Annotated in this window: 26 protein-coding genes; 21 read left to right on the plus strand and 5 right to left on the minus strand. The window is 60.1% G+C overall.

The features are described 5' to 3' along the window. The 21 genes from RM192_RS16060 to RM192_RS16160 form a co-directional block, all read left to right on the plus strand. Nucleotides 1–460 (plus strand): hypothetical protein (locus RM192_RS16060; protein WP_311508658.1); only part of this gene is annotated, 460 nt, incomplete at its 5' end. Next, complete coding sequence (locus RM192_RS16065) at nt 457–1,080, plus strand: hypothetical protein (RefSeq protein WP_311506604.1); 624 nt, start codon at nt 457–459, stop codon at nt 1,078–1,080. The genes RM192_RS16060 and RM192_RS16065, both read left to right, overlap by 4 nt. Further along, nucleotides 1,081–1,482, plus strand: a complete 402-nt coding sequence (locus RM192_RS16070) for a single-stranded DNA-binding protein (RefSeq protein ID WP_311506603.1) — start codon at nt 1,081–1,083, stop codon at nt 1,480–1,482. Nucleotides 1,483–1,506: 24 nt separating this feature from the next. Then, nucleotides 1,507–1,734 (plus strand): DUF2312 domain-containing protein, encoded by a 228-nt coding sequence (locus RM192_RS16075; RefSeq protein ID WP_311506602.1) that lies wholly within the window; start codon nt 1,507–1,509, stop codon nt 1,732–1,734. A 3-nt stretch (nt 1,735–1,737) separates the two neighbouring features. Next, nucleotides 1,738–2,067 (plus strand): hypothetical protein, encoded by a 330-nt coding sequence (locus tag RM192_RS16080; protein ID WP_311506601.1) that lies wholly within the window; start codon nt 1,738–1,740, stop codon nt 2,065–2,067. Then, nucleotides 2,064–2,501 (plus strand): hypothetical protein, encoded by a 438-nt coding sequence (locus tag RM192_RS16085; RefSeq protein WP_311506600.1) that lies wholly within the window; start codon nt 2,064–2,066, stop codon nt 2,499–2,501. The genes RM192_RS16080 and RM192_RS16085 overlap by 4 nt, the downstream gene beginning before the upstream one ends. Nucleotides 2,502–2,568: 67 nt before the next feature. Further along, nucleotides 2,569–3,237: a hypothetical protein gene (locus tag RM192_RS16090; RefSeq protein ID WP_311506599.1), complete on the plus strand. Its 669-nt coding sequence runs from the start codon at nt 2,569–2,571 to the stop codon at nt 3,235–3,237. Next, entirely contained in the window at nt 3,234–3,401 is a 168-nt protein-coding gene (locus RM192_RS16095) for a hypothetical protein (RefSeq protein WP_311506598.1), read from the plus strand. The genes RM192_RS16090 and RM192_RS16095 overlap by 4 nt, the downstream gene beginning before the upstream one ends. Then, entirely contained in the window at nt 3,401–4,459 is a 1,059-nt protein-coding gene (locus RM192_RS16100) for a tyrosine-type recombinase/integrase (protein ID WP_311506597.1), read from the plus strand. Before RM192_RS16095 ends, RM192_RS16100 begins: the two co-directional genes overlap by 1 nt. A gap of 201 nt (nt 4,460–4,660) precedes the next feature. Next, nucleotides 4,661–4,885: a hypothetical protein gene (locus RM192_RS16105; RefSeq protein ID WP_311506660.1), complete on the plus strand. Its 225-nt coding sequence runs from the start codon at nt 4,661–4,663 to the stop codon at nt 4,883–4,885. After that, entirely contained in the window at nt 4,882–5,448 is a 567-nt protein-coding gene (locus RM192_RS16110) for an XF1762 family protein (protein WP_311506659.1), read from the plus strand. Before RM192_RS16105 ends, RM192_RS16110 begins: the two co-directional genes overlap by 4 nt. Next, entirely contained in the window at nt 5,445–5,660 is a 216-nt protein-coding gene (locus RM192_RS16115) for a hypothetical protein (protein ID WP_311506658.1), read from the plus strand. The genes RM192_RS16110 and RM192_RS16115 overlap by 4 nt, the downstream gene beginning before the upstream one ends. A gap of 23 nt (nt 5,661–5,683) precedes the next feature. Continuing rightward, entirely contained in the window at nt 5,684–5,995 is a 312-nt protein-coding gene (locus RM192_RS20080; protein ID WP_409233837.1) for a Lar family restriction alleviation protein, read from the plus strand. Beyond that, nucleotides 5,992–6,243 carry a hypothetical protein gene (locus RM192_RS16125; RefSeq protein ID WP_311506656.1) on the plus strand — a complete coding sequence of 84 codons (252 nt, stop codon included), beginning with the start codon at nt 5,992–5,994 and terminating at the stop codon, nt 6,241–6,243. The genes RM192_RS20080 and RM192_RS16125 overlap by 4 nt, the downstream gene beginning before the upstream one ends. Before the next feature lie 94 nt (nt 6,244–6,337). Continuing rightward, nucleotides 6,338–6,598 carry a hypothetical protein gene (locus RM192_RS16130; protein ID WP_311508659.1) on the plus strand — a complete coding sequence of 87 codons (261 nt, stop codon included), beginning with the start codon at nt 6,338–6,340 and terminating at the stop codon, nt 6,596–6,598. Next, nucleotides 6,588–6,815, plus strand: coding sequence for a hypothetical protein (locus RM192_RS16135; RefSeq protein WP_311506654.1), 228 nt, complete (start codon nt 6,588–6,590; stop codon nt 6,813–6,815). Before RM192_RS16130 ends, RM192_RS16135 begins: the two co-directional genes overlap by 11 nt. 391 nt (nt 6,816–7,206) lie before the next feature. Further along, complete coding sequence (locus RM192_RS16140; RefSeq protein WP_311506653.1) at nt 7,207–7,644, plus strand: hypothetical protein; 438 nt, start codon at nt 7,207–7,209, stop codon at nt 7,642–7,644. 409 nt (nt 7,645–8,053) lie between these two features. After that, on the plus strand, nt 8,054–8,707 hold the full coding sequence (locus RM192_RS16145) for a hypothetical protein (RefSeq protein WP_311506652.1): 654 nt from the start codon (nt 8,054–8,056) through the stop codon (nt 8,705–8,707). Nucleotides 8,708–8,756: 49 nt separating this feature from the next. Then, complete coding sequence (locus RM192_RS16150) at nt 8,757–9,098, plus strand: hypothetical protein (RefSeq protein WP_311506651.1); 342 nt, start codon at nt 8,757–8,759, stop codon at nt 9,096–9,098. After that, nucleotides 9,095–9,478, plus strand: a complete 384-nt coding sequence (locus RM192_RS16155; RefSeq protein ID WP_311506650.1) for a hypothetical protein — start codon at nt 9,095–9,097, stop codon at nt 9,476–9,478. The genes RM192_RS16150 and RM192_RS16155 overlap by 4 nt, the downstream gene beginning before the upstream one ends. Before the next feature lie 155 nt (nt 9,479–9,633). Then, the gene (locus tag RM192_RS16160; protein ID WP_311506649.1) at nt 9,634–9,939 is read left to right on the plus strand and encodes a hypothetical protein; all 306 of its coding nucleotides are present in this window, start codon (nt 9,634–9,636) and stop codon (nt 9,937–9,939) included. Nucleotides 9,940–10,450: 511 nt separating this feature from the next. Here the strand turns inward: RM192_RS16160 and RM192_RS16165 are convergent. From RM192_RS16165 to RM192_RS16185, 5 genes are all read right to left on the minus strand, one after another. Continuing rightward, nucleotides 10,451–10,600 (minus strand): hypothetical protein, encoded by a 150-nt coding sequence (locus RM192_RS16165; protein ID WP_311506648.1) that lies wholly within the window; start codon nt 10,598–10,600, stop codon nt 10,451–10,453. Then, nucleotides 10,593–10,844: a hypothetical protein gene (locus RM192_RS16170; protein WP_311506647.1), complete on the minus strand. Its 252-nt coding sequence runs from the start codon at nt 10,842–10,844 to the stop codon at nt 10,593–10,595. The genes RM192_RS16165 and RM192_RS16170 overlap by 8 nt, the downstream gene beginning before the upstream one ends. Then, nucleotides 10,841–11,239 (minus strand): M15 family metallopeptidase, encoded by a 399-nt coding sequence (locus RM192_RS16175; RefSeq protein ID WP_311506646.1) that lies wholly within the window; start codon nt 11,237–11,239, stop codon nt 10,841–10,843. Before RM192_RS16175 ends, RM192_RS16170 begins: the two co-directional genes overlap by 4 nt. Continuing rightward, nucleotides 11,236–11,631, minus strand: a complete 396-nt coding sequence (locus tag RM192_RS16180; RefSeq protein ID WP_311506645.1) for a hypothetical protein — start codon at nt 11,629–11,631, stop codon at nt 11,236–11,238. Before RM192_RS16180 ends, RM192_RS16175 begins: the two co-directional genes overlap by 4 nt. After that, nucleotides 11,628–13,901, minus strand: a 2,274-nt coding sequence (locus tag RM192_RS16185; RefSeq protein ID WP_311508660.1) for a hypothetical protein, incomplete at its 5' end; no start/stop codon positions are given. The genes RM192_RS16180 and RM192_RS16185, both read right to left, overlap by 4 nt.

The raw sequence follows: 13,901 nt of genomic DNA on the forward strand, positions 1-13,901 counted from the left end.
AAAGGCGGTTGACGACGAATGGCGTGAACCGATCCGCAAGGCAGACATTGCCATCACGGAATTACGTGACCGCCAGACGCCCTACAAGACCGCCAAGCAGGCAGCGAAGGATGAAGCCGCCCGCAAGGTGCGCGAGGAAGCAGATGCCCGCCAGAAAGCCGCACAAGCCGCTTTGCACAGCGATGATCTGGACGAACGCTATCAGGCAGAAGCGGAACTCAAGACCGCTGGCAAACTGGCAAGTGTGGCAAACAAGATCGAACGCGCGCCTACCGGCCTTCGGACGTTCTGGCAGGCTGAAATTACCGATCCGCGCGAAGCCTTGAAGCACTACCTCAAGGCCAGCCCCGAGGCGTTCCATGTGATGCTCCAGGAACTTGCCGACAAGGACGCCCGGTCCCCCGCCACCCGCCGCGATATTCCCGGCGTGACCTTCACCGAATGCAAGAGGGCCGCATGACTGATACGATGCACCTTTGGAACAAGGTTTCCAAGACCAACCCGGACAACACGAAGAAGGTCAACCAGCGCGGCGGCTTCACCAGCATTTGCGCTCAATCGCAGATCATGGAAGCGACCCGCGCATTCGGTCCAATCGGTCAAGGTTGGGGCTACATCGCAGAAGCGCCCATCTTCCACGATAACCTTGTGCTGGTCCGCGTCACGCTTTGGCATGGCGACCGGGAAAACACGTTCGGGCCGGTCATTGGCGGTGCGGAATGGAAGGTCAAGGAACGTCTCGACAGTGACGCGCCGAAGAAGGCCACCACCGATGCGATTACGAAATTGCTCTCGCAATTAGGCTTCAACGCCGACGTATTCCTCGGCCTGTATGACGACAGCAAATACGTTGCGCAGGTGACGCGCGAGTTTGCGCCCGAGCCAGAACCCAAGGCCGAACTGCCTACCGGCCCGATCAACGACAAAACCCGCGATTGGGTTTCTGACCAGCTTCACAAAAAGCAGATCGAACCGGGCGAACTGTGCCGCGCGTTCGAAGTCACCAGCCTCAAGGCCCTCACTTACGAACAGATCAACGCAGTCAAAGACTGGCTGTCTAACTACCGAAAGGCCGCATAAATGCTTATCCTCACACTGGCTGGAAACACCGGCAAGGACGCCGAGTTCAAGACTACGCAGGACGGCAAGGAATTTTGCTCATTCAGCGTTGGCGTCTCGACCGGCTACGGCGACCGCAAGGCCACCACATGGGTTGACGTGACCAAGTGGGGCAAAGGTGCCGAAGGGCTGTCCCGCATTCTCCGCAAGGGCAGCAAGGTCACCGTGTCGGGTGAAATGTCCACACGCGAGCATAACGGCAAGACCTACATTCAGTGCCGCGCCGATCATGTCAGCATTCAGGGCGCGCCGCAGGGCGGTGATCGCCGGGAGCCAGACGGTTCGCAGGGCCATGCAGGTGGGTTCGCTGGAGACGATCTGGACGATTCGATCCCATTCGTCAGCAATCGCGGCATTTTCTAACCCCACCACACAAAGGACAAGACCATGAGCGATGACCGCCTCCGCCTTTTGATCGAACGCGCCGAACGCCTTGAAGAAGAAAAGAAGGGCATTGCCGAAGACCTTAAAGGCGTTTTCGATGAAGCCAAGGCCACCGGCTACGATGCCAAGATTATGAAGCAGATCATGCGCCTGCGAGCCATGAAGCCCGACGACCGGCGCGAAATGGAAGCCGTGCTGGAAGTCTACAAGACTGCGGTCGGGCTGGACTGAACCATGGGCTGGTCACCGAACCACAAGCGCATCAAGGAACGCTACAACCCGATCCCCAACACGGCGGAACGGGCCTTTGAGGCGCACTTGCGTGACCAGCCCTGTTTTGGTTGCGGTGGACGCTCCCACGTTTGCCACCACACCCGGCTTGAGTTCGATGGCAAGGCCCGCCGCCGTGAACACCGCTGGCAAATGCCGCTCTGCAACGCCTGCCATTTGGACTGCCACAAGGTGCGCGAAGCCGTCTGGCTGGAAAGCATCGGCAAGCGCCCAGAACAGGCCATCGCCTACATGAACGTCCAGTGGGGACTAAGCCAAAGGAAAGCGGCGTGAGCATCGAAAAAGCACCCCTCTATTTTGAAGCCCGCCTTGGAATGCTCAAGCCTGCCAATCGTGCAGCCGAGGAAGCGATGCGCGACATCAAGGGCCGCGTGCGCGTCGAAGTCAAGGGCGGCATTGCCAACCAGCGCCGTCGCGGCCTGTATTGGGTTTGTGCCGGGGTGGTCGTGGAATTGCTCAACCAGTCACACGGCCTGACGCTGGACGAAACCGACCTGCACGACCTGACGCGCGACAAGCTGCGCATGTTCGATGAAATCCGCCTTCCAAGCGGGGACACCCTGCGCAAGCGGCACAGCACCAGCAACCGGGCGATGAATGAAGCCGAACGCGCCGCCTTCACAGATCGAGCCTTGGCGCTCTGGTCAACATGGGCAGGCGTGGACGTAACGACGTTGCGCACCGAAGCGGAAAGGCTCGCGGCATGACCTACGAGGCATGGGAGACGCTGGCCGATGTTGCCGAGACGGCGCGCGGGTTTGAGGGGGTGGGGGGATGACACCCCGCGTCCTCATCGGCTGCGAACGCTCCGGCGTCATGCGCCGCGCTTTCCTCGCCCTCGGCTTCGATGCCTGGTCCTGCGATACCGAACCCGCAGACGACGGCAGCAACCGCCATATCCGCGATGATCTGCGTAACCACCTCAACGCCGGATGGGACTTGCTCGCCGTGATGCACCCGCCCTGCACCGTGCTTTGCAACTCGGGCGGGCGCTGGCTCTACATCGGTGGCAAGAAGGTGAACGGGCGCGATGAGGCGCGCTGGTCCGAACTGGACGCCGCCGCCGGCTTCTATCGCACGTGCCGCAATGCACCGATCGAGCGCAAGGCCATCGAGAACCCCGTCATGCACGAACACGCAATCCGCCTGACAGGACGCGGGCGCACGCAATTCGTGCAGCCGTGGTGGTTCGGGGAGCCGTTCTTCAAGGCTACAGGGTTCGAGTTGATCGGCCTGCCAGACCTTCGCCCGACGAACCGGCTTGTCCCGCCAGCGAAAGGCACCGACGAACACAAGTCATGGAGCCGCGTGCACCGGATGCCACCGGGGCCGGAGCGCGCGCGGTTGCGTAGCGAGACGTTCCCCGGCGTTGCAGCCGCCTGTGCTGCGCAATGGGGCGCTGTGCTGGGGATGCCCGAACAGATGGAGTTGTTTGCAGCATGAGTGCACCGGCCCGCTTCAAGCAATCCGACTTGCGCCGTGCGGTCAAGGCCGTCGAAGGGCTTGGCTATGAGGAAGTCCGCGTTGCTATCGGGATCGACGGAAAACTGGAAATCACCGTTCGCAAGCATATGAACGACGATGACATGGGGCAGGAACTCGACTGATGAACCGTCGCAAGTGGCTCCCTGAAAACGTGACCGAGTGGAAGGACCGCCACGGCAAGAAGCGCTATCGCTTCCGTAAAAAGGGACTGCCTGATTATCATTTCAAGAACGCGCCGGGTTCGCCGGACTTCCTGACGGAACTCTATGCCGCACAGAAGGCCGAGACGCCCCCTGTGGAGCAGTTCGCGCCGTTCACCTATGATGCACTGGCGCAAAGCTTCTATGGCACCGTGGCGTGGATCGAGATGGCCGAGAGCAGCAAGAAGACCTATCGCAGCATCATCGAGCGGTTCCGCGCCAAGAACGGCACGAAAGACGCGCGCAAGGTGACCGCCGCAAATGTGGCAAAGCGAATCGCTGATATGGCCGACAAGCCCGCCGCTGCCAACAATCTGCGCAAGACGCTTTCACGCCTGCACCGCCATGCGATCCTCTTGGGCTGGCGCACGGACAATCCCGTAGAAGTCACCCAGGCATTCAAGAAGAAGGGTGAAGGCTTCCACTGCTGGACCGATGCCGAACTGGCTGCGTTCGATGCTCGCTGGCCTATCGGGACGCGCGAGAGGCTGGCAAAGGAACTGTTGCTCGGCACTGCGCTGCGCAAGTCCGATGTCCTCACGGTCGGCAAAGGCAACCGCAAGGGCGACCGCCTGATCCTGTCGCACACCAAGAACGACAGCGACACGGACATCAGGATGAGCGCCGCCATGATCGCGGCAATCGATGCGTGCCCGACCAAGGGGCCAACCTACATCGAGACGATGTATGGCGAGCCTTACACCCCGACAGGCTTCTACAATTGGTTCAAGCGCGCCTGCGTCAAGGCTGGCATTCCGAATTGCTCCCCGCATGGCCTTCGCAAGGCAATCAGCCGAATCATGGCAGAGCATGGCGCGAGCGTTCTTGAAGGCCGCGCCGTGACCGGACACAAGACCGACAAGGAGTTCATGCGCTACGCCGAACAGGCCAACAAAGCCAAGATGGCCGATAGCGCGATGGCGAACCTTTCAAATTGGTTCGCCATTGAGGCCACCGAATCAGAGGAAAAACCTAAGTGATTGCTGGCATTAGCAAAAAACTAGTGGTGGACAGGGCTGGATTCAGCTATTCTAGCCGCGTCAATGAGTTAGCGATGGCGAACCTGTGTTTCCGGCCTACGGAAAACCGCCGCGTCCCGAACTCGATGGCAAACCATTTCGGGCTAGAAAGAGACGCCAATCTCTCCCCAGCCCTGACCACAAACGCGAAGGAACCGCGCCATGGATGATCTGAATATCGCGCCCGAGATGGGCGAGCGCAACCCCATAGAACTAAGGTTCGTCAACAGCGACGCGGCACCGAAAGTCGCGGCGGTTCGCTGCGACGCGGCCAGCATTGCGGCGATCATGGCTTGGTATGGGGCTTACTACGCTGGCGACCGATACGCCGTTTACGCGGACGGCGAGAAGCTAACCAAGGACAAGAACGGGGAGTTGGTCGCATGATCCCCCTTGAAAAAGCGTTAACCGCGACCCCCGATGTTTCGGGCGTTTCGTCCGATCACACCGGGGCAGCATCTTCGGTTTCGGGCAATGGCTTGGAATGTGGCGGGGGAGCGGGTGGGCGCATCGTGGCCGCGCCAATCGCGTTTGAGGACGCTTCGGAGTTCGTGCGCCAACTGCATCGGCACCATACCCCGCCGCAGGGTCACAAATTCAGCATCGCCGCCATGATTGCTGACAGGCTGGTGGGCGTGGTCATCGTGGGCCGTCCAGTTGCTCGCCGCCGCGACGATGGCATGACCTTGGAAGTCACCCGGCTTTGCACAGACGGCACGCCGAACGCATGCTCATTTCTCTACGGTGCAGCTGCTCGGGCTGCGTTCGCGCTCGGGTATCGCCGTATCGGAACATACATTCTCAAGCGAGAGCCAGGAACGTCACTGGTCGCTGCTGGCTGGAAGATGATCGCAGAGACGCCGGGTAAGTCGTGGAGCGTGCCGAGCCGCCCGCGTGCCGACAAGCATCCCATCGAGCCTAAACTCCTGTTTGAAAGGACCGCCGCATGACCACAAAAATCGACACCTCAAGTGAAGAGGTTCGGACCTACGTTTACGGCGATGGCGCGGAGTATAGCGTCCCCGATCCAATGACTGTTTTTGTGCTGGAAAGCGGATCGCATCGTGTCGTTGACCGGGACGGTTGGGTGCATCGCCCCGAAAAGGGCTGGATTGCCATCAAGTGGAAGCCGCTCAACGGCCAACCGGCGTTCGTCGCATGAAACCCTCACCAACGGAGGCCAAGATGCCTAACCCCACACATACGCCGGGAGAGTTGAAGGCTTGTCCTATATGTCGTGATGATCCTCTTATCCGGAATCGTGGCGGCGCTTGGGGCGTTAACTGCGCGGGAAGTGACCCGAGCCATTTGATTTGGGTTTATGGAGCCACCGAAGCCGAGGCCATCACCGCCTGGAACACCCGCACGGTAGATACCGAACTGCTTGAGGCGTTGAAGGCTCTGGTCGAGATTGTTGACGATCAACTTTGCGGCGACTTCCCCGAACCACTGCAAGCCGCCCGATCAGCCATCACCAAAGCGGAGGCAGGGTCGTGAGTGAGGGGCGGAACCGACAAGCGAAGGCTTTTCATAAGCAGCGCAAAGCCAAGGCGCGGGCGAAGCACCAGGCTGAATATCGGTCATGGGTGGACCGGAAAAAGCGCCAAGATAAACCTCGCCCGGTAATCAGTCCGATGGGTGGTTCGGTCCTGTCATTGGCCGCGATGGAAACGCTTATTGAGCGGTGGGATCGCCAAGACAGCCTGCGTTATGGCTTTCCTATTTATTCGGAGCAACCCAAATGATCTACATCCAATTCACCCCGACGGCATCCGCGCAGAGCATGAGCCTTTCGACGGCGGAGTCGCTTATGGCGAGGTCGGGGAGCCGGTTGCTTGGATGTATGCAGTTGATGGTGAAGTCTGGCTGGAACTGGAGCGCGATGACGACCTATGCGCATACGAGCAGACCCCGACCGAAACCCCGCTATACCCCGGCGCATCAGCAAACAACGAACTGGTGGATGCGGCGCGCGCTGTTCTCAGCGAACTTGAGCGCAGGGGCCATGACGGATGGATGACCGGCTGCGTGCATGGTGACGATTATGATCGCCTTTCCGCTCTCCTTACCCGCGTGAAAGGTGACGATCATGGGAAATGATGGGCGTCCCGATCCTGACGACTACGACGACATTGATGATGGCTGTTACGAATGCGGCGGCGAAGGCTTCGTATCTGATTGCGTCGAGGAATGGGCGTGCGTCGATCCTGAATACGGATGCGACTACTGCACCCGGCGATGCTCGCTCTGTAATTCCCCCAAGCCTGCCAGCCCGGTTCATGCGCCCGCCACCCCAAAGGAGCCACCCCATGTCTGATGTAAAGCCTATGCGGTGCGAGACTTGCCGGTGGTTCTACGCTGAGCGGGGAGAATGCCGCCGCCGTGCTCCGATCTTCAACGATGCTTGTGGCAGCATCTTTCCGCAGAACATTCAGCCGTCCGACTACTGCGGAGAGCATCAGCCCCACACCCCGGAGATAACCAATGGATAGCATCGAAGACATTATGAAGGGGCTGAGCGACACGCAGAAACGCGCCATGTTGTGCGCTTCAAACGGAGTAATCCCGTCACTTTACCCAACGGGTTTGCGTATCGCGACGACGACATTTCGCGCGCTTCATCGGCATGGCCTTACGGAACACTGGCCGCCGCGACTTACCCCTATCGGCCTTCGCGTCCGCGCTCACCTCATCCAGGAACCCAAGCCATGACCGATGAACAGCCCGAGCAGTGGGCGGAAGATTTCGCACAAGCACTGCATGGCGCTGGATTACTGACCGGCCCAGCATCACTGGATATTGTCGCACTCTACGCCCAGCGCGCCTTTGCAGAGCGCGAGGAGCATGCGCGGGCTGAACGCCGGAACATCATCAGCCACGCAACCATGGGCAGCACTACCGGCGAAGGTTTGTCCGTGAATGATGTCTGCGTCGAGATTAGCCGCCAGCGGAACAAACTCTATCAGGCAGGAAAAGCCTCAGCTGAGGCGGAACTGGTGGGGGCAATCAAGTGGGCCGGTGAAGTCGCACCGCCGGTCGATCACAATGGCTGCGTCACCGTAGATATGACGCTTGAGCAGCTTAACGCCATGCGGACGCTCGCTGGCTTCCGCGCCCTAAAATCCCGCGAGGCTGGTCATGGATAACATTGTCTTCCGCTACTTTGTGAAAAACCCCGCACCGATCTTGCAAATTGAACGGCTCCGAAAGCCTCCATGTAAGTTTGTGCCTGTGCGATGCGGCAATGCAGGCGGATTCTTTTGGGGCCGTTGGCGAGTGACTTGGCGCAGACCCTTTTCCAAGGTTTGGGCATTCGACGGCAATCACTGGGTTCCAGCCTATACGCTCAAACAGGCCAAGGATGCCGGTCATGGATAAGTGCGAGACTTGCCGGTGGTGGGGCGGACGGGTTTCAGGTCGCGTCTACGATCCGGGACCGTGCCGACGCTATCCGCCTCTTCGCCTAGGTCCGACCAGCTTTGAGCAATACCGCCCGGTCATGGCGATCAATGACTTTTGCGGCGAACACCTCCCCCACACCCCGAAGGACCGACCATGACCGACAAGACCGAACCGGAAGTGAGCCAGCGTGCGCGAGAAGCGGCTGATGCGATTTCACGCAGGCTGGTTGAATGGATGAACCAGAAAGGTGGTTACGGCCTAGCACGTTTCAGCCAGCATCTTGGAGATGACTGCGAGATGCGGCAAGCCTTCGCCCGTTTCGAGCGCGACATTCTCGCCACCCGCACGCCCGATCCGACGCCTGTTGCTACCATTATGGAATTGCCAATGGTGGCATTTATAGATCGCTTGCCTGTTCGCGATGATATGCTTGGTGAACAGACGATCCTGATCCACAATCCTAGCGCTACATGGGATATTGCATTTTTTGAGGCGAGTGAAGATTTCCCTGATCGCTGGATCGGCGGAGAACACTGGATTGATATTACTGGAATGTGGCCTGGAGTTACCGCGCAGGTGACGAGGTTCTACGCGCACCCGCCTGCCGTTCCTGACGATGGGCTGGTTGAGGCGCTGGAGCCGTTCGCAGCATTGGCCGAAGAAGCGCGCGAATCCGCGTCGGCATTGCAGAACGACCATGATGAATTTTTCGTCACACAGATCGGCGGTTACAATATCGGTAATCTGTCGCTTGCAGACTTCGAGCGAGCCGAATCCGCCCTCGCAGCCTATCGAGGTGAATCATGACCACCCCTGACCAAGCGCGGGCCATCGCCTATCGACCGGAGCCAAAGCCATGACCAACCCAATGGACCTTGCAAAGACGCTGGAAGGGCTGCTGTCCGCATACCGTAAGCCAGATAGCACGACCGCCGATGCTTTTGCGCTGCGGTCACATATGGTCGCTCACGCTGATGAGATCGTCGCGGCACTTCACCGCACCGGCCAACTGATCGTTGCGCAGGCGGGTGATGTGGAAGCGGATGCCGCCCGTTACCGCTGGCTCCGCGACCATAGCTGCCCACCGCACAACTTCTACATATCGGTGCCAGACGAGTTTCATGGCGTGCGCTACGCACCGAGCGAGGTTGATGCCTACATCGACGCAGCCCGCCAAGCCCTCGGAGACGAAGCATGACCACCGATCGCATAGATCAAGCATCGCCGGATGTGCGGGAGGTGTTGGATGCGGCTTACAGGAAGTTATTCCCGAGCCTGCGGTCCAAAGATCACACCTCAGAGGAATGTGCAGTCAGTGATTTGCACGCTTTCCGCTTTTACCGCTTCCTCGACGATGAAGCCTACACCGATGCCGCATTGATGTTGGTGCCGGAAGGGTGGGATAGCATCGAAATACGCCGCACAGACGATATGCTTTGGCACGTTGGCCTGGCTGGCAATGATATGCACCTTATGGCCGAAGACCCCGATGAGTTTTACGTCGATGCCGAGGATTGTGAACACCTTCCCCTCGCAATCTGTGAAGCAGCCCTCCGCGCGAAAGGACCGACGCAATGATCTGGTATCTCCTGTTCTGCACAAACAGCCTCACATGCCTACCAGCGCAGCCGATGCCATCGAAAGCCGCGTGCATTTTCATCGGGCGGAATTATGTCGCGCTTGCATTTCGCCAATCAGCGGTGTTTCGCTGCGTCGGGGTGAAGGACCGGGACATGAGTAGTGAGTTGACCAGCGTTTCAGCAGCCTGTGCAGCCAACGCCATGAACGCGGTGTCAGCCACCCCGGCAGCGGAACAGATCGCAGCGCTACAGGCCCAACTTGCCGGAATGACCCATCAACGCGACCACTACGCCGAGCAAGTGTCTCACTTGACGGTCAAACTATCTGTGGTCGAGGCCGAACTTGCCGAGGCGCGGGAAGTGCCGGGGCGGATCGTGGATTGGCTGAACAGCCAGCCCGAAACCCTGCACCATGACGACATCGCCACCGCCATCGAAGCCCGCGATTGGAGTAAGTGAGATGCGAGTAATCCGCGCCATATCGGCAGTCTTGCTGTTTTTTGGCATGACCACATTCATCGTCTCATTCATCGCTTGGGATTGGGTCCAGGTATCCGAATGGAAACCTTGGGGGAGAGGTTTGTTTGCGCTTGCATCCGGCACTGCTGCGTTTCTCGGTTGGGAATGGCCGAATAGGCCACGCTAGGGTTTCCCCATCCCGCTGGTAATTGGCTGACCCGACCACATCGGCAGACAGGTTGCAGCGGAACCCATGGCGGGGTATAAGCGCTATGCTGCGGCGACCCGAGAAGAACGGCAGAGCGTGATTTTGGTCGCGTGCAAACCGGCCCGGTGAAACTCCGGATAAGCCGCAGCAACAGTTTCCCGCTCTACATGGGCCACACCTAGCGCTAGGTGCCATGTATCGGGCTAGAAGTCCGGGCGATGGGTGAAGTTCCATTTCACCTGTCCCCGGCACCACAGGGCGGCGTATGGATTGGGGGAACCCGGTCGCGCCGCCCTTAGTTGTTCAAAACACCTCATCCGCCTTTGACGCAAGCCCGCCTGTCCTGCGGTCCAGTTCCTTGACCAGCGCGCGGTCTGCCTTGTCTGCGATGACTTCGGCGGCGGATTTACCCACCACCTTGCGAGCCAGTTTGCGGAACAGGGATTTAAGCATCGGGCCCATCCTCTTCGATGTGAACCGGATCGTCGGGCTTGCCAGAAGCCCCGCCACGATGTTGCGCGGTGAAGTAGAACGCCATCGCCAGCCCGATCAGGCCTTGCGTGATGATCGCCTGTGCCAGCATCTTGAACAGGTCGCTGTCGCCCAGCGCTGGCTTGAAATAGAGCATGACCAGCACGAGCAGCGAGAGGCCGAATATGCCGCCGCCTGCCACGGCGCGGGGGTCCGGGCGGTTCATGGATATTTCCCGAACGGCAATTGCCAGTGCGGGCCATCCTTGAACGAACGCCAGTCCCCACCCCATTCAATCGGGACACCAACGTCGGCAGCGGCCTGCTTGATAATCGGCGCAAGCTTGCGATAAAGCGGCCAATCCCACGAAACCTGCCCGCCGATCATGGGGGCAATGTCCACCGCGCGCGACTTGCCATCCTTGCCCGGAAGGTGGCGCGAGTTCATCGTTCTGGACGCGCCCTTCGCCACAAGTTCCCGCTGGCGTTCTACCGTGCGCAGGACTTCCAAAACGGTGAAGTCGAGGTCGGAGATTGCGGCCGCACGTTCGATCACTTTGGCGAGGTCCGGGTGCGCACCTGCGAGCCGATCCTTTGAGCGCTGCGAAAGTGTGATGCTCATACCGATTTCCCATCCAGTTTCGCGGCCATCACCGCCATTTCGTTTGGCATCTTGGGATCGACGGGGAATGCGGCTTTCATCCCCGTCGCGGTCAGACCGATCAACGCTTCAAGCCTCGCCGCCTTGGCCTCGCTTTCCGCGTGCTTACTCTGGCAATCGGCCAGTTCGCGCTCGACGGTCGTTACCCGTTTCGTCAGTTCATCGACGCGGGCTTCTAGCCGCTCCATCAGTCGCTGCGTGCCAGCATCCAGAGCAGCAGCGCGCTTATCCATTCGCCCCCCGAAGTATTCGAACGCCCACTTGAGCGTGAAGAAACCAGCGCCGCCACTGATGCCGAAGCCTGTTGCCGATGCGAGGTGATCGAGCCAATTCACTGCACTGGCGTCCGTCACGACAGTTTCGGCGCGACAAGCAGGCCCGGTTCCGAACCGCCGAAACCACCGCGATCATCGTAAAGCAGGCTGACAGGCGGGGTCGTTCCCGAACCCGGTGCGCCCGCGAGATAGGTCACGTTGTCCTCGGCGCCAGTTGCCCAAGTGCCGGACAACTTGACCAGTTCCACCGCCTGCCCACCCGATGCAATGCGGGCAATCGTGGTCGCGTCATTGGCGACGACAACCCCGCCCACATACCACTCGCTAAGCGCGTTCGCATCGCCGCCGCTGGCAACAGTCAGGTTCAAGCCGGAGCCGATGTAGGACAGTGGCACGGTAAGCACGGTTGAACTTGTCCGCGTGGCCGCACCTGCCCGGAATTGTGGCTCCCGGATCTGCGAACCACCGATGATGCCAGAAATGTAGGCCCCCATGCGCCGCCCGATGCGCGGGCCGCTATCATCGTTGTAGGTTTGGTGTGGCGAGGTCGAAACATCGAGGCGGTTGTCGTAATAGTGCCCGCCCCGGCGAACCCATGTGCGCGCGCTGTTCCACATGTCATCGGCAAACAGGCGCGCGTTGTCGATTAGCGAGCCTGTGTTGCCTGTATCGCGGCCCTTAGCGCAAACCATCATCGGCGGGTCAGCTACTTCACCCGTCACGCTTGGCAGAATGTAGGACTTGAGCAGGTTGCGCATCAGTTCGTATTTCGCAGCCAGCGAGGCCCGCATGGCCGAACCGCCGCTGCCATCGCTGATATTGGCGGTTGACCACCAGATGATGCCACACGAAAAGCCGTAGCGCAGCGAGTTGGTGCAGATGTCGTCCAGCGCTTCCCGAACGCCATAGCCGTCGAGATTGGCCGTCTTGTTGCTTGCGCCCGCTTCCTGCGTCTCCTGTTTGGGCTGCCATGTCAGCGTGCCCGAAGTGCTGGCAGGCGTGCCGGTGAACGTGATCGAGATAGTGGCCGAGCCTGTGCCGGTGCCCGCAACGTAAGTGATCGTCCCGCTCGAAACGCCTGTGCCGGAAAGCGTGCCTGCGCCGTCGTTCGTCTTTGTGTCGGTAATAACCACACCGCCGCCAAGATTGAGCGAGAACGTGCCGGGACGCACCTGATTGCGGAAGTTGGAGTTGACCTTCAAAGCCGCCGCGTCACCCGCCGAAAGCGTCGAGGCGAATGCCGCCTGAACAGCCGCATCAGTCAGGGTGATCGTGGCAGTATAAGGCCCACTGCCCGAGCCTGTCAGGGTAAGCGCCTGCGAGAACGTCACCTTGTCAAAGATGAAGTTGTCAACGGCATGGCCCGAACGCGCCACATTGATAAGTTCAATGCTGCGATTGCGGTCGGTAAGCACGCGGGCGAGAGTGGCATAACCGCCGTCGCCAAGCGTCCATCCACGGCCAAGAACACGGCGAGGGCGAGCCTTGGCAACCTTGCTCTTGCGCGTGCGGAAGGCGTTGGAGGCAATGCCGGTCAAGTCGGTTGTGGCAGCCCATGGCCCCGCTTCCGTGCCGAGCGCCGAAGTCTGCGAAAAGCCCGTCTGTGCCACAACAGGGGTAAAGTCCGTGCTGCTTGTCCAAGCTGCCGTGAACTGCAATTCGACTTCCGACTGGCCCGAGATAGGCGTCTTGATGTCAACCGTCATAACGTCGTATTCGTGGCAAACCCGCGTTGGGTCAGACACCGAGACGAATGAGCGGCGAAACGGCTTGGTCACCGGGATCGTTGCTGAAGTGATGAAATAGCCCGAGCCATCAGCCGTTGCCCGGACCTGTGCGCTGCTGGTCCCGTCGAGGTAGCGAACCCAGCACGCTACCTGCTCACCGGCATTGGCGTAGCCTTCAAACCACACCTTGCCCGTGGTCGCACCGATAGCAGCCGGGAAGACGTAATACTTGCCGAGGCGGTAGAAGCGCGGCTTGCCGCTTGGAATGAACCCGGTGACAGCCTCGAAGCCCGTCGCGCCAGAGATGATCGTGGCATTGCTACCGACCGCCGATGGAATGGTCGAGCCGGAAACCTGCGAATAGTCCATGGTGTTGTGATAGGCGAGCGTTGCCCCCGCCGCCGTTGCCAGCGTTGCAGCGGTGTAGGTGCCCGATGCGAGGCCCTGCAACTGCACGTTGGTAGGCGCGGCACCGTGGTAGACCATCATGCCAAGGCCAGCCCCGCCAAAGCCCTGCCGGTCCGCGCCGGAGCCGAGACAGCCAAACAGGTTGAACAGTGGCGCAGTGGGGCGCGTGCCCGAAATAGCCGTGCCGCCGTCAAGCGTCTGGACAACGCCCGT

This window comes from Novosphingobium sp. MMS21-SN21R (assembly GCF_031846015.1).
Classification (GTDB): Bacteria; Pseudomonadota; Alphaproteobacteria; order Sphingomonadales; family Sphingomonadaceae; genus Novosphingobium.

Coding starts and splice junctions, on each gene's coding strand:
- RM192_RS16135 (WP_311506654.1), top strand. CDS start 6,588: ATGGGAAATGATGGGCGTCCCGATCCTGACGACTACGACGACATTGAT.
- RM192_RS16130 (WP_311508659.1), top strand. CDS start 6,338: ATGTATGCAGTTGATGGTGAAGTCTGGCTGGAACTGGAGCGCGATGAC.
- RM192_RS16150 (WP_311506651.1), top strand. CDS start 8,757: ATGACCAACCCAATGGACCTTGCAAAGACGCTGGAAGGGCTGCTGTCC.
- RM192_RS16140 (WP_311506653.1), top strand. CDS start 7,207: ATGACCGATGAACAGCCCGAGCAGTGGGCGGAAGATTTCGCACAAGCA.
- RM192_RS16160 (WP_311506649.1), top strand. CDS start 9,634: ATGAGTAGTGAGTTGACCAGCGTTTCAGCAGCCTGTGCAGCCAACGCC.
- RM192_RS16170 (WP_311506647.1), bottom strand. CDS start 10,844: ATGAACCGCCCGGACCCCCGCGCCGTGGCAGGCGGCGGCATATTCGGC.
- RM192_RS16070 (WP_311506603.1), top strand. CDS start 1,081: ATGCTTATCCTCACACTGGCTGGAAACACCGGCAAGGACGCCGAGTTC.
- RM192_RS16115 (WP_311506658.1), top strand. CDS start 5,445: ATGACCACAAAAATCGACACCTCAAGTGAAGAGGTTCGGACCTACGTT.
- RM192_RS16080 (WP_311506601.1), top strand. CDS start 1,738: ATGGGCTGGTCACCGAACCACAAGCGCATCAAGGAACGCTACAACCCG.
- RM192_RS16155 (WP_311506650.1), top strand. CDS start 9,095: ATGACCACCGATCGCATAGATCAAGCATCGCCGGATGTGCGGGAGGTG.
- RM192_RS16065 (WP_311506604.1), top strand. CDS start 457: ATGACTGATACGATGCACCTTTGGAACAAGGTTTCCAAGACCAACCCG.
- RM192_RS16175 (WP_311506646.1), bottom strand. CDS start 11,239: ATGAGCATCACACTTTCGCAGCGCTCAAAGGATCGGCTCGCAGGTGCG.
- RM192_RS16110 (WP_311506659.1), top strand. CDS start 4,882: ATGATCCCCCTTGAAAAAGCGTTAACCGCGACCCCCGATGTTTCGGGC.
- RM192_RS16095 (WP_311506598.1), top strand. CDS start 3,234: ATGAGTGCACCGGCCCGCTTCAAGCAATCCGACTTGCGCCGTGCGGTC.
- RM192_RS16090 (WP_311506599.1), top strand. CDS start 2,569: ATGACACCCCGCGTCCTCATCGGCTGCGAACGCTCCGGCGTCATGCGC.
- RM192_RS16105 (WP_311506660.1), top strand. CDS start 4,661: ATGGATGATCTGAATATCGCGCCCGAGATGGGCGAGCGCAACCCCATA.
- RM192_RS16145 (WP_311506652.1), top strand. CDS start 8,054: ATGACCGACAAGACCGAACCGGAAGTGAGCCAGCGTGCGCGAGAAGCG.
- RM192_RS16165 (WP_311506648.1), bottom strand. CDS start 10,600: ATGCTTAAATCCCTGTTCCGCAAACTGGCTCGCAAGGTGGTGGGTAAA.
- RM192_RS16075 (WP_311506602.1), top strand. CDS start 1,507: ATGAGCGATGACCGCCTCCGCCTTTTGATCGAACGCGCCGAACGCCTT.
- RM192_RS20080 (WP_409233837.1), top strand. CDS start 5,684: ATGCCTAACCCCACACATACGCCGGGAGAGTTGAAGGCTTGTCCTATA.
- RM192_RS16100 (WP_311506597.1), top strand. CDS start 3,401: ATGAACCGTCGCAAGTGGCTCCCTGAAAACGTGACCGAGTGGAAGGAC.